13 protein-coding genes and 1 tRNA gene are annotated in these 14,096 nt (G+C 33.9%); 3 read left to right on the forward strand and 11 right to left on the reverse strand.

The features are described from left to right. Positions 1-33: 33 nt before the first annotated feature. On the forward strand, positions 34-1,287 hold the full coding sequence (locus ACYQ5R_RS01275) for a UDP-N-acetylmuramoyl-tripeptide--D-alanyl-D-alanine ligase (RefSeq protein WP_460189092.1): 1,254 nt from the start codon (positions 34-36) through the stop codon (positions 1,285-1,287). Here the strand turns inward: ACYQ5R_RS01275 and ACYQ5R_RS01280 are convergent. The 11 genes from ACYQ5R_RS01280 to ACYQ5R_RS01330 all read right to left on the reverse strand — a co-directional run bounded on the left by ACYQ5R_RS01280 (position 1,273) and on the right by ACYQ5R_RS01330 (position 11,436). Beyond that, a complete protein-coding gene (locus tag ACYQ5R_RS01280; protein WP_460189093.1) occupies positions 1,273-2,127 on the reverse strand; it encodes an N-acetylglucosamine kinase in 855 nt (284 codons plus the stop codon). The genes ACYQ5R_RS01275 and ACYQ5R_RS01280 overlap by 15 nt on opposite strands. 27 nt (positions 2,128-2,154) lie before the next feature. Beyond that, positions 2,155-3,159 carry a type I glyceraldehyde-3-phosphate dehydrogenase gene (gene gap / locus ACYQ5R_RS01285; protein ID WP_460189094.1) on the reverse strand — a complete coding sequence of 335 codons (1,005 nt, stop codon included), beginning with the start codon at positions 3,157-3,159 and terminating at the stop codon, positions 2,155-2,157. Between the two features lie 16 nt (positions 3,160-3,175). Further along, positions 3,176-4,162: a 6-phosphofructokinase gene (pfkA, locus tag ACYQ5R_RS01290; protein WP_460189095.1), complete on the reverse strand. Its 987-nt coding sequence runs from the start codon at positions 4,160-4,162 to the stop codon at positions 3,176-3,178. A 248-nt stretch (positions 4,163-4,410) separates the two neighbouring features. Further along, a tRNA-Val gene (locus ACYQ5R_RS01295) sits at positions 4,411-4,485 on the reverse strand. Positions 4,486-4,590: 105 nt separating this feature from the next. After that, positions 4,591-5,382, reverse strand: coding sequence for a hypothetical protein (locus tag ACYQ5R_RS01300; RefSeq protein WP_460189096.1), 792 nt, complete (start codon positions 5,380-5,382; stop codon positions 4,591-4,593). 36 nt (positions 5,383-5,418) lie between these two features. Beyond that, positions 5,419-6,636, reverse strand: a complete 1,218-nt coding sequence (locus ACYQ5R_RS01305) for a bifunctional folylpolyglutamate synthase/dihydrofolate synthase (RefSeq protein WP_460189097.1) — start codon at positions 6,634-6,636, stop codon at positions 5,419-5,421. Continuing rightward, positions 6,633-7,532, reverse strand: a complete 900-nt coding sequence (locus tag ACYQ5R_RS01310; RefSeq protein WP_460189098.1) for an energy transducer TonB — start codon at positions 7,530-7,532, stop codon at positions 6,633-6,635. The genes ACYQ5R_RS01305 and ACYQ5R_RS01310 overlap by 4 nt, the downstream gene beginning before the upstream one ends. A gap of 1 nt (position 7,533) precedes the next feature. Beyond that, entirely contained in the window at positions 7,534-7,920 is a 387-nt protein-coding gene (locus ACYQ5R_RS01315) for an ExbD/TolR family protein (protein WP_460189099.1), read from the reverse strand. 10 nt (positions 7,921-7,930) lie between these two features. After that, on the reverse strand, positions 7,931-8,611 hold the full coding sequence (locus ACYQ5R_RS01320; RefSeq protein WP_460189100.1) for a MotA/TolQ/ExbB proton channel family protein: 681 nt from the start codon (positions 8,609-8,611) through the stop codon (positions 7,931-7,933). A 140-nt stretch (positions 8,612-8,751) separates the two neighbouring features. Next, positions 8,752-10,218, reverse strand: coding sequence for a sodium/proton antiporter NhaB (gene nhaB / locus ACYQ5R_RS01325; protein WP_460189101.1), 1,467 nt, complete (start codon positions 10,216-10,218; stop codon positions 8,752-8,754). 150 nt (positions 10,219-10,368) lie between these two features. After that, positions 10,369-11,436, reverse strand: a complete 1,068-nt coding sequence (locus ACYQ5R_RS01330; RefSeq protein ID WP_460189102.1) for an anhydro-N-acetylmuramic acid kinase — start codon at positions 11,434-11,436, stop codon at positions 10,369-10,371. A gap of 117 nt (positions 11,437-11,553) precedes the next feature. Here ACYQ5R_RS01330 and ACYQ5R_RS01335 point away from each other — a divergent pair, with 117 nt between their 5' ends. Continuing rightward, entirely contained in the window at positions 11,554-12,693 is a 1,140-nt protein-coding gene (locus ACYQ5R_RS01335) for an acyl-CoA dehydrogenase (protein ID WP_460189103.1), read from the forward strand. A gap of 349 nt (positions 12,694-13,042) precedes the next feature. Continuing rightward, positions 13,043-14,080 carry an outer membrane beta-barrel protein gene (locus tag ACYQ5R_RS01340; RefSeq protein WP_460189104.1) on the forward strand — a complete coding sequence of 346 codons (1,038 nt, stop codon included), beginning with the start codon at positions 13,043-13,045 and terminating at the stop codon, positions 14,078-14,080. Positions 14,081-14,096: the final 16 nt, after the last annotated feature.

Genomic DNA, 14,096 nt, shown 5'->3' on the forward strand with positions numbered 1-14,096 from the left:
TCGTTTTTTAACGAGGTTTTTTATTTTTAGACTATGACAATTAATACTTTACACGAAAAATACAGCCAATACTATTTGGTTGATACTGACACTAGGAACATTAGAAAAAACACAATTTTCTTTGCTCTAAAAGGAAACAAATTTAATGGTAATAAATTCGCACAAGAGGCTATTAAAAAAGGTGCAAAATACGCTGTAATTGACGACCCTAGGTATGCCTCAGACAATACAATTTTAGTTGATGATGTTTTAGAAACTCTACAGGAATTAGCGAAATATCACAGAATTCAATTAGACATACCAATTATATCTCTTACAGGAAGTAACGGTAAAACAACTACAAAAGAATTGATAGCTTCGGTACTAAAACAGAAGTATAAGGTAACTGCCACAAAAGGAAACTTAAATAACCACATTGGCGTTCCTCTTACTTTATTAAGTATGACGCCCGCTACTGAAATAGGAATCGTAGAAATGGGCGCAAATCACCAAAAAGAAATAGAGTTTCTTTGCTCTATAGCGCTACCTAATTTTGGCTATATTACCAATTTTGGGAAAGCACATTTAGAAGGTTTTGGAGGTGTTGATGGTGTTATAAAAGGAAAGTCTGAATTATACGATTATCTCAGAGCTGCAAACGGTACTGTATTTGTCAATTCCAACGATGAGATTCAAATTAAACAATCTAAAGGCATTTTAAACATTGTATCATTTGAGCCAACTTTAGAATATCTAGAAGCTAATCCGTTTGTAAAATTATATTTCCACCAAGAACCTATTAACTCAAACTTAATTGGAAGCTATAACTATAATAATATTGCCGCTGCGCTAACTATTGGCAATCATTTTAAAGTTGATATAGAAAAAGCCAAAGCGGCGATTTCAAACTACACGCCATCTAACAATAGATCTCAAATAATTGAAAAGAATAATTTTAATATTGTTTTAGATGCATATAATGCAAATCCGAGTAGTATGGAAGTTGCATTAAAAAATTATGCACTTAACAATCCAAATGGATCTATTATTCTTGGAGATATGTTTGAGTTAGGAAACTCAAGTTTAAAAGAACATCAAGCAACAGCTGAATTAGCAGTTTTTTTAGGATTTAAGAATATAGCATTGGTTGGACAAAACTTTTATAGAGTAAGAATAAAAAAAGCGCTCAAATTTGAGCGCTTTGAAGATTTTATTAAATCTGATGCTTTCAAGCAGTTCCAAAATCAACCTCTATTTATTAAGGGATCTAGAGGAATGGCTCTTGAAAGAACCTTAGACTTCTTGTAATTGTCTTTGGTGGTATTCAATAAGACCATCAATCGGTCTTCTAACAATATTACCAATAGTACAGTTGTATTTTTTAGCGGTTTTCAATATTACATCCGAAGAAAAGAAAGCAATTGAACCAACAAAGTGAATAGGTACTTCTTGATGCACATCATAAGTACGCACTCTATTTTTAAAGAAGTCTTTCATTCCCTTCTTTAAAACTTCATTAAAATAATCGTTGCGTTCATTTCTAAAAATAAATTCTGCAAAACGCGCTAGATACGCATTAGGATTTTCTTTCTTGTACAAATTCTCTTTAATTGAATCTGCTGCTAAATCAAACTTTGAGGCAAATTCCTGACGTAAATGTTCTGGCATTTTTTTGTAATAATAATCTCTGATTAATTTCTTACCAAAATAATTACCACTCGCCTCATCCATTAAAGTATACCCTAATGATGGTACCGTTGTGTGTACCTCTGTACCGTCAAAATAACTACTATTAGATCCTGTTCCTAATATACAGATGATTCCTGGCTCTGTTGTAGCTGCAAATGCTGCTGCATAAGTGTCTTCTTTAACAAAGGCTTGTGCATTTGCAAAGTAGTTTTCAAAAACTTCTCTAAGCGCTTGTGTGGGCTTATTTGTACCACAACCTGCACCGTAAAAATATATTTTTGAAACTTTTAATTGATACTCTTTTAACTCTTCATTATCAGTTAATCTATCAATCAAAATATTTACTGGTAAAACTGCTGGATTTAAACCTTGTGTTCTTGTTTTACAAACAACCTCACCTTGAGTATCCATTACTATCCAATCACACTTTGTAGAACCTCCATCAGCAATTAAAATCATTTGAATCTGTTTTAGTTAAGTTACTTTTTATAATGAATCAATGTGTTGTGCCAATTCAATTAATTTGGTAGAATAACCAAACTCGTTATCATACCAAGAAACTAACTTCACAAAATTATCATTTAATGCCATACTTGCATTGGCATCGAAAGTACTTGTTTTTGGCTCAGAAACAAAATCTTGAGATACTACACCTTCTTCAGTATAACCTAATACACCATTTAATTCGTTCTCTGAAGCTTCTTTAAGAGCCGCTTTAATTTCTTCAAAAGAAGCGCTCTTTTCTAATCTACAAGTTAAATCTACAACAGAAACATCAACCGTTGGTACTCTAAATGCCATACCAGTTAATACTCCGTTTAATTCTGGAATTACCTTACCTACCGCTTTTGCAGCTCCTGTAGATGCAGGTACAATATTATTTAATGATGCACGACCTAATCTATAATCTTTTCGAGAAGGACCATCAACAGTAAACTGAGTTGCAGTTGCTGCGTGCACAGTAGTCATTAAACCTTCTGCAATACCAAATTTATCGTTAATTACTTTAGCTAAAGGAGCTAAACAGTTCGTTGTACAAGAAGCATTAGACACAATTGTATCAGAAGCTTTAGCTTCTTTATGATTCACACCCATTACAAACATTGGAGCATCAGCAGATGGAGCAGAAATAGCTACTTTTTTAGCACCAGCATCAATGTGTAATTGCGCTTTTTCTAAAGTAGTAAAGATACCTGTACATTCTAAAACAACATCAGCACCAACTTCGTCCCACTTTAAATCAGCTGGATTTCTCTCTGCAGTAATTCTGATTTCATTACCATTTACAACTAAGTTACCATTGTTTGTACTGATTTCACCATCAAACTGACCGTGAACAGAATCGTACTTTAATAAGTAAGCTAAATGGTTTACATCAAGTAAATCATTAATTCCTACCACTTCTACTTCTTCTGGCTTAGACATTGCAACTCTAAAGGCAATTCTACCAATTCTACCAAATCCGTTAATTCCAATTTTAGTTTTAGACATTTTTATTCAATTTTTATTATGTAGTCATTATATCTGATACCTTTAATAATTCGGCATCTATTTCCGATTTTCCTTTAATCGCTAATTCAAGTGATGTTAATATCATCTCATTATTAGCAACTCCTATCATTAGGTTAGATTTACCTTCTAATAGAGTCTCTACTGCTTTTACTCCCATTCTACTAGCCAATACTCTATCAAAACAAGATGGAGACCCTCCACGTTGCATATGACCTAGTACTGATACTCGAATATCATAAAAAGGGAAATGTTCTTCTACGTATTCTGCTAATTCGAATACATTCTTGCCAATTCGATCACCTTCCGCAACCACCACTAAACTAGAAGTTTTACCAGATTTTCTGCTCTTTTCTAAAGAGTCTAACAATCTATCTAATCCAAGATCTTCTTCTGGTATTAAAATTTCTTCTGCTCCTGCTCCAACACCTGCATTTAATGCAATATGACCAGCATCTCTTCCCATTACTTCAATAAAGAACAATCGATTATGTGAACTTGCAGTATCTCTAATCTTATCAATAACCTCAACAACAGTATTAAGAGCTGTATCATAGCCTAAGGTAAACTTAGTTCCATATATATCGTTATCAATGGTACCTGGAATTCCCATTACAGGAAATCCAAACTCTTCGTTAAACACCAAAGCTCCTGTAAAGCTACCATCTCCACCAATAACAACAAAAGCCTCGATTTCTTCTTTCAAAAGATTTTCGTGAGCCTTTTTTCTACCTTCTTTGGTTCTAAATTCAGATGACCGTGCCGATTTTAATATAGTACCTCCTTTGTTAATTATATCTTTTACACTTCGGGCATTCATTTCTTTAAAATCACCCTCTATCATGCCTTGGTAACCTCTATAAATACCAACACATTCTATCTGATAATAGGCGCAAGCCCTAACAACTGATCTAATTGCTGCATTCATCCCTGGTGCATCTCCACCTGAGGTTAATACGGCTATTTTCTTTACTTTTTTATCCATAAATTTTAAATCAGGCAAATTTAATGTTTAACCTAGTAGTTTCCTATATTTTTAAAGGATTTCGACTAAATCGATTTCGAAATTAACAGACTAACAAAATTAATTTAAAAACACTAAAACATTGTTATTTAAACATCAAAAAAATGATGTTTTTTACAAATGCTTTAATCCATTTTTAACCTTGGTTAGTCCGCAGTAAATATTTATGCAAAAAAAAATCCTGCTATTTCTAGCAGGATTTTTTTTAGTGGGCGATGAGGGATTCGAACCCCCGACCCCCTCGGTGTAAACGAGGTGCTCTGAACCAACTGAGCTAATCGCCCTAAGCGGATGCAAATATAAGAGAGATTTTAAAACCTACAAAGTTTTTTTTGCATAAAAATAAACTTTTTTTTAGGTCAAAAATAAAGCGCTTTATAACCAGCAAATTACTTCGCTAATTCAGGAACATTTTTATAGACAAAATCTCCATGCTTGCTAAATATTTTAACATATTCTCTCAAAAAGTCTTTACGTTCTTGCTCATCAGGATACAGCTTCTCAAGTAATTTCTTCTCCTCCTTAAAAGATTTCTCTAAATCTGATAAATCCTTAAGAATAGAAACCTCATAGGCGTCATAATTATTACCTCCTAATAAATGCTTCATTGTATAAAAACCTTTTACATATTTATTTTTCATAATCACATGGTTAAAATAAGCATCATAACCACTACCTCCCTCTCCAATAGCATGCTTTCTTAAATGAATTATCATTGGTTCCTTACTATCCTCTAACACATCTTTATAATAGGGTAATGTACTATACATTTCGTCACTATAAAAACCGCTGTAAAAGGTTTGCTGTTTTTCAAAAAAAGCATTCCTCTCATCTTCTGACTCCCACCCTTCCTGAATTAATTCTTCATTAATTTGAAGCGCATTTTCAAAATCTGCAAATGAGTCATACACAGATAAGAAAAGTAATTCTGAACTATTCGGAGTTAAATAATGTACATAAACTCCTGCATGTAAAATCAAATCATTCTTGGCTGTGACCTTATTGTAAAATTCGATCTCAGTTGCCTTCCAATCTTCAAAATCTATATCTCCTTGATTTGCCAAATGCACTCTATGCACCAAAATATAGGCAGGTACAAATCCATCCTCAGCCTCTTGCGCGATAAGCAAAGAAGGAACACATAACAATAAAACAAATGTAAAAACTTGGAATATTTTCATAGCAAATCTTTTAGTATACACAAATATACTAAAATATTAAACCACCTCAGCTACTACAAAAGTACTCCCACCAACGTAAATCATATCAGTTTTAGTAGCTACAGATTTAGCCTCTTTAAACGCATCATCAACACTATTAAAATCTTTTCCATTCAAACCATATTGCTGAGCGACATCTTTCAACTCTGTTACATCTAAGCCTCTCGGAATATTTGGTTTGCAAAAATAATATGTAGCATCTTCAGGAAACATCGGTAAAATATCTTCTAAAGACTTATCATTAACTACACCCAAAACAATGTGCAATTTTTGATAAGATTGATTTTTGACTTGTTCCAACACAAAAGACAACCCCTCTTTATTATGAGCAGTATCACAAACAGTTAAAGGCTCTTCATTCAATACTTGCCATCTACCTAACAAACCTGTATTATGAACTATATTTTGAAGCCCTTTTCGAACTACCTCTTCTGTTAATTCAGGGTATTTATCTTTTAAAACAGTTAAAACCTGAACCGCAGTTTTACAATTTTTTAACTGGTAAGATCCGAGCAAATCAGTTGAATAATCCTCTTTTATATTTAGTTCTGCTAAAAACAAGCTACTTCTGTTTTCTAAAGCCTTATTGTAAAAAACATAATGAATCTCTTCTTGAAACTCGCCAACAACCACAGGAATTTTAGGTTTAATTATTCCTGCCTTCTCTGCAGCAATTAAGGGCAGGGTATCTCCTAACATCTGCACATGATCTAATCCGATATTTGTAATTACAGAAACTAAAGGCGTAATAATATTGGTAGAATCTAAACGACCACCCAATCCAACTTCAATTACTGCAATATCTACTTGATACTTCTTAAAACTCTCAAACGCCAAACCAACTGTCATTTCAAAAAACGAAAGTTTATGATTCTCAAAAAAGTCATGATTATACTCAATAAAATCTACAACTTCTACTTCAGAAATTGGCTGACCATTAATTTTAATACGCTCTCTAAAATCTTTTAAATGCGGCGAAGTATACAACCCTACCTTTAACCCAGCTTCTTGCAACACACTAGCAATCATATGACTTGTTGAACCTTTACCATTGGTACCCGCCACGTGAATTGTAGGGTAAGAATTATGCGGATTACCAAGATGCTCTGCTAAGGCAATGGTATTATCCAAATCTTTTTTAAATGCAGTTTTACCTTGATTTTGGTACATTGGAAGTTGAGAAAACATCCAATCTAAAGTCTCTTGATACGTCATTGGTTTCTCAATGAGAATCGGTATTTAATTATACCTAATTGTTTTTCACCTGCTTTAGGGTCTGGTTGCCAAGTTGTTTTTAATGCAGCTTCCTTTGCTTTACTTAGCAAACAATCTGCTGTGTTAGTCGTCCCTTTTACACCTGGTGTTGCTTTAATAACTTTACCTTTTCTATCTACTTGAATACTGACAATCACAACTCCCTCTTCTTCACATTCATAATCAGGATCAGGTGTCTCTAATGGCTTTCTATTTCCTAATAGATAATTTCCTCCAGGACCATTTCCACCATTACCGTAATAGCCTTTTGCATTTGGATCGCCAGATTCTTTACCTTTATCTCCACCAATAGTATCGTCTCCTTCTCCACCAGATGTTCCATCGCTTTTATTGAGTCCACCCATCATAGCGTCTAAATTAGCGCGCTTTTCAGCTTCTTCTTTTTTGATTCTATCAGCTTCTTCTTTGGCTTTTCTTTTAGCTTCAGCTTTTTCTTTTGCAATTCGTTCTGCTTCTGCTTTAGCTTCGTTTTCTGCTTTCTCTTTTGCTTTTCGCTCTTCTTCTGCCTTATCTATTTTTATAGACTCTTCAGTATCATTTGTCAAAATCTCTTCTGCTGGTGCTGATTCTGGTTCAGAAGCTACAGGCTCTTCTTCTACTGGAGCAATCTCTTCTTCTTTTGGTGGTTCTGGTATAGGCTCTGTACGTACTTTTTGCGTAGGTTGCACATTACCACTACCAACTGTAGACGTTCCAAAATTAACCGCAATACCAGACTCTATTGGAGGATCCATATATTTTAAACCAATAAAGAAAATTAGAATCAAAATAAGAATAGCAATTACAGTTGTAATTGCGGCAGATTTTCTTTTATGTACAGTATCAAATATTTTCATACTATTTAGGACGAACTGCTAAGATTACTTTAAACCGATTTCTATTCGCGATATCCATAACCATTACTGCTTCTTCAATTGGCACACCTTCTTCTGCTCTTAAAAGAATGGTTGGATTTTCTTTACCTACCATAACAGTTCTTAGCTCTTCTTCTATATTAGACTCATTCACTTTTTGACTGTTAATATAGAAGGTATTATTCTTTTTAATACTTACAGAAACATTTTGGGTATTGGTAGATTTACCTTTAGCCTTTGGTAAAATTAAATCTAAAGCATTTGGCGAGTTTGCAGTTAGCATAAAGAATACTAATAGCAAAAACACAATATCAGTCATTGAGCTCATACTAAACTCTGGACTTACTTTATTTCTTCCTTTAAATTTCATAACCCCCTTATTAAACCGGTTCGTTTAATAAATCTAAAAACTCTACAGCTTTGGCTTCCATTTGATGCACTACCTTATTGGTTTTAACAACTAAGTAGTTGTAAGCAATATACGCCACAATACCCACCACAAGACCAGCAACAGTAGTGGTCATGGCTGTATAAATACCCGAAGCTAAAGAGCCCATTTCGGCTTGACCTCCTGCGGATGCCATTTCATGAAAAGCTAATATCATACCTATTACTGTACCTAAGAAGCCAATCATTGGTGCAGCACCAGCAACAGTTGCAAGAACACTTACATTTTTCTCTAGTTTGTATACTTCTAGAGTACCTGCGCTTTCTATAGCCGTATTAATATCTTCTAGAGGTTTCCCAATTCTTGAGATTCCTTTTTCAATCAATCTAGCTTCTGGCGAATTAGTTTGCGAGCACAATACCTTTGCCGCATCTAACTTACCATTTACAACCTGATCCTTTATCTGATTCATAAAGTTAGCATCTGTTTTTGAAACTGCGTTAATCGCGAAAATACGTTCAAAATAAATGTACAGAGCAACGATTAATAGAATAAACAAGATGACAATAACCACTTGTCCTCCGATACCGCCATCCATAATCAAATTATAAATGGACAATGTTTTTTCTTCTGATAATGTTTCTTCTAGAATTTCTTGTGTTTCGTTCTGCATTTTGTCTTTGGAATTTTTGGTTAGGTTACACGAGTTTATTGTTGTAACGAAATTACAATTTTAAAATTGTTTATCGCAAATAAAAAAGCCGCTAACTACTTTCATAATTAACGGCTTTATAGTATTGTTTTTCAAGTTTTTTACAACATTAATTTCACAAACAACAATCCTAACCCTCCTAAAACAATAGTGTAAGGAAATGCCATTTTAACCATTTTAAAGTAAGACAAATTAATTAACGGCGCTAAAGATGACGTTAGTAAAAATAAAAATGCAGCTTGACCATTTGGTGTAGCAACACTTGGTAAGTTAGTACCTGTATTAATCGCAATAGCTAAAGTTTCAAAATGTTCTCTAGAAATGGTACCAGCTTCAAAAGCCGCTTGAACCTCTCCTATATATACTGTCGCTACAAACACATTATCACTAATTGCAGATAATACACCGTTTGCTACATAAAACATCGCAGGCTGCTCTTCTATCGGCAATTCTAGAGCCCAAGCAATTATAGGACTAAATAAATGCTGATCATGTATCATAGCTACTACAACAAAGAACACTACTAAAAGTCCTGTAAATGGTAAAGCCTCTTCAAAAGCATGACCCAAGGCATGCTCATCTGTAATACCCATAAATGCTGTTTGGAAAATAATAAGTGCTAAACCTATCATACCAACAGGTGCAGCATGCGTAGCTAATGCAATAATCAATAAAATTGCAGCAACTCCTTGTACTTTTAATCCAAATTTTTCTTTATCAGAACGCTCCTTGTCTTGCTCCTCTGTATAGCCTTCTATAATTTTTCTAGCTACATCTGGCAATTTAGCTCCAAAACCAAACCATCCTGTTAACTCCAAAACCACTGTAGTTATTAAACCTCCAATTAAAACAGGAATCGTAATAGGCGCCATCATCAAGAAGAACTGAACAAAATCCCATCCCATTTTATCACCTATCAATAAGTTTTGAGGTTCTCCAATAAGAGTACAAACACCCCCTAATGCTGTACCTACAGCACCATGCATAATTAAACTTCTTAAAAAAGAACGGAATTGCTCTAATGTTTCTCCACTTAAATCTTTACTATCTAGAACACCGTCTTTATCATAATCACTAGAACTAGAGTGAATTTTATGATAGACTCCGTAGAATCCAACAGCAACACTAATCAAAACTGCCGTTACCGTTAAAGCATCTAAGAATGCCGATAATACTGCTGATAGAAAAACAAACAGCATAGACAGTAAAAGTTTTGATCTAATTTTGGTAAAGACCTTACTAAAGATATACATCAGTAAAGGCTTCATAAAATAGATACCTGCAACCATAAAGACTAATAATAGAATTACCTCTAAATTAGATTCTATTTCATGCATTGCTTTATAAGGTGTTGTTAAACCGAGGGCCAAAATTTCTATAGCCAACAATCCACCTGACTGAAGCGGATAACATTTTAAAGCCATAGCCAAGGTGAAAATAAACTCTCCAATAAATAACCATGCAGCTATAGTTGGACTCAAATAATACAGCGGAATATTTATGATTAAAAACGTTATCATTACCTTTTTAAACCAAGCTGGACTCTGTCCTAAGAAATACTTATACATAAAAATTAAATTATTTTCTCTTTGTAAATTTAATGAAGTTTTAGAAGCTACTTCTTTTTTTTAATGCAATTTTACTCAAAGAGCTCTCAAAATTAGTCTTTAATTTCTAAAAAAGCCAATTAGATTTTACTACTATGCCATTTTAATTAGTTAAACCATTTCTGGTAAAGCAATTACACCACTACTATGATCTTTACTTGCACCAGATACACTTTTTAAACAATTTACTTTATCGTTTAGCTTAAGCACCCCTAATAAAGCAAAGATGAGCGCCTCTTTATAATTTACCAAATCGTCAGACGGTATTACAATTTGTGCTGCACAATACACTTTCATTCTTTCCATTAAAAAGGTATTGAATGCACCTCCACCAGTTACCAATAGGTTTCCTTTAGATTTTGCTTGAGCCCCAATTTGCATAGCGCAATGCTCTACAAAGGTTCTTAAAACGCCTGCCACATTCTCTAAATACGGCTCTATTAAAGGATTAATATGAGTTACTACAAACTCGTAGCCCAAAGATTTTGGAGCAGGTTCTTTATAGAATGATAAAGCATTAAGTTCATCAAGTAATTCAGGAATGATTTCACCACTTCTTGCAACTTTGCCAAACGCATCATAAGGCATTCCTAAAGTATTAGCAATTGGATTCATTACAATATTCACAGGGCAAATATCATATGCAATACGCTCTCCATTAAAATCATATGAAATGTTCGCAAAACCACCTAAATTCAAACAGTAGTAAAAATCAGAAAATAACAATACATCTCCAATAGGTACCAATGGAGCTCCTTGCCCACCCAATTTAACATCCTGAGTTCTAAAATCATATATCGTTTTGATACCTGTTTCATTTGCAATCATCTGTCCCCCCCCAATTTGAACAGTGATCCCTTTCTCTGGTTGATGAAAAATAGTATGTCCATGCGAAGCTATAAAATCAACCTCGTCAATATTATTAGTAATGATAAAATCATTAATAACACTGGCTAAATATTTTCCATAATCCTCATTCAATTGCCCCAGTTGATCTAAAGTTTTTCCGAAAGCAGTCTTTAGAGTTTCCATCCATTTAATTGAATACGGAATAGTTGCTGCTTTATGAATTTTAAAATTTGTGCAACCATTAACCTCTAACGTAACATACACCAAATCAACTCCATCCAAAGAAGTACCACTCATTAAACCAATGACTTTATAAATTTGTTCACTCATAAGGTAAATATACAAACGATTTTAGCAGAAATAATATTATTATATTCGTAATTATCTCTCTATTTTTTATACTATCTTTGTGAATTATTGTTAATCTGACCTAATTTTTTACAGACTATGGATTTTACGTTGACCGAAGAGCAACTTATGATACGCGATGCAGCTAGAGATTTTGCACAAACTGAATTACTACCAGGTGTTATTGAAAGAGATGAAAAGCAAGAGTTTCCACATGAACAAATAAAAAAAATGGGGGATCTTGGTTTTATGGGTATGATGGTAGATCCTAAATATGGCGGGAGTGGTTTAGATACCGTTTCGTATGTTTTAGCTATGGAAGAAATTTCAAAAATAGATGCTTCAGCTTCTGTAATCATGTCTGTAAACAACTCTCTAGTTTGTTGGGGTCTTGAACAATTTGGCACCGAAGAACAGAAGCAGAAATACTTAACTAAATTAGCTACTGGAGAGATTATCGGTGCGTTTTGCTTGAGCGAACCCGAAGCAGGTAGTGATGCTACTTCACAAAAAACAACTGCAATAGATAAAGGAGATTATTACCTTTTAAATGGCACAAAAAACTGGATTACTAATGGAGGCACAGCATCTGTATATTTGGTTATCGCACAAACCTACCCAGAAAAAGGTCATAGAGGAATAAATGCTTTTATAGTTGAAAAAGGTATGGATGGTTTTGTTGTAGGCCCTAAAGAAAATAAACTTGGTATTAGAGGATCTGACACCCACTCTTTAATGTTCACCGATGTTAAAATACCAAAAGAAAACAGAATAGGAGAAGATGGTTTTGGTTTTAAATTCGCTATGAAAACGTTAGCAGGAGGCAGAATAGGTATTGCCTCACAAGCATTGGGTATTGCGGCTGGAGCCTATGAATTAGCTTTACAATATTCTAAAGAACGTAAAGCATTCGGTAAAGAGATTAGCAAGCATCAGGCAATAGCATTTAAACTTGCCGATATGGCTACAGAAATAGAATTGGCTAGATTACTCTGCATTAAAGCTGCATGGATAAAGGACCAAGGAGAGGACTACACTGAAGCCAGCGCGATGGCTAAATTATATGCAGCAGAAAAAGCGATGCGTATTACGGTAGAAGCTGTTCAAGTACATGGTGGATATGGATTTGTGAAAGAATATCATGTAGAACGACTAATGCGCGATGCAAAAATCACACAAATATATGAGGGAACCTCTGAAATTCAGAAAGTTGTAATTTCTAGAAGTATTTTATCATAAAGCTATAGTGAATTATCTTTAATAAGAATTTTAATTATTTGAATTATTTTCAATGATTTCTATTTTTTGATAAATTTAATATTCGTTTCGAAAGTTTTCGTTGAATTTTTTTCATCAAAATATCATTTTTATCATATTCATAAAATTTTTCGCAAAAATTAGTAAGTCCATTTTTTACTAACGAAGTAGACTTGCTCAAATTATCATATTCAAATTTTAACGGGTTTTTTTTTGAGGCATTAGTTCTAAAATCCAACAAAATCAAAGGGTTCAGAGAGGTGTAAATTAGGAATTCACATTTATTTATAAATATTTTTGGGGCGTTTAATAACCAAATTATTTATCAATTATGAAGAAAAATTTAACACTACTATTCTTATCATTACTTACATTATTCGTAAATGCACAAGAAGAAACCGAAGAAAAAAGCAAATTCTCTCTATCTGGAAGTATCGATGCTTACTACCGTGCAAACTTAAATGCACCCAACAAAGAAGGAATTGCTCCTGGATCATCTTTTGCTAACTTACCAGGCTTCTCTTTAGGTATGGCAAATTTAGTTGCGAGCTATGAAGGAGAAAAAGTAGGATTTGTTGCTGATTTAGTATATGGACCAAGAGGAACAGACGCTATTTTTGCATCTCCAATGTATTCTGCAACTGGTAACATTGTTAACCAGTTATATGCATACTGGAATGTAAGTGATAAATTAACCTTAACCTTTGGTAACTTCAACACATTCTTAGGGTATGAGGTAATTTCTCCAACTGCTAATTTTAACTACAGTACTTCTTACTTGTTCTCTTACGGACCATTTAGCCACACAGGTATTAAAGCTGATTATGCAGTAACAGAAGACCTATCTTTTATGTTCTCAGTTATGAATCCGACAGATGCAACAGAGTTTAACCCAACTGACACATACGCATTTGGTTTCCAATTAGGTTACAAAGGCCAATACTTAAATTTATTAGTAGACCACGGAGCTTATGAATTAGACTTCACAGGTGGATTTGACATTTCTGATAGCTTTTATTTAGGTCTTAACGCTGCATATTTCAACAATGGTGAAGATGATGCGAATGAGTTAGGATTTTACGGTGCGGCCATTTACCCACAATATACAACTTCAGAAACTTTTACAATTGGTTTAAGAGCTGAGTATTTCCAAGAAATTAACGGATTTGGTGCTATTGGAACTGCCGTTGAAGACTCAAGTGTTTTCGCTGCAACTTTAACAGGTAACGTTCACATTGGAGACTTAACTATTATTCCTGAATTAAGACTTGACTCAAGTTCTGATGACTCTGCTTACTTTATGGATGCTGATGGCATGTCACAAAAAAGCTTAAGCTCATTTGTACTTGCTGCAGTATATTCTTTCTAACAAATTAATCCAATTT

Source organism: Urechidicola sp. KH5 (assembly GCF_054661455.1).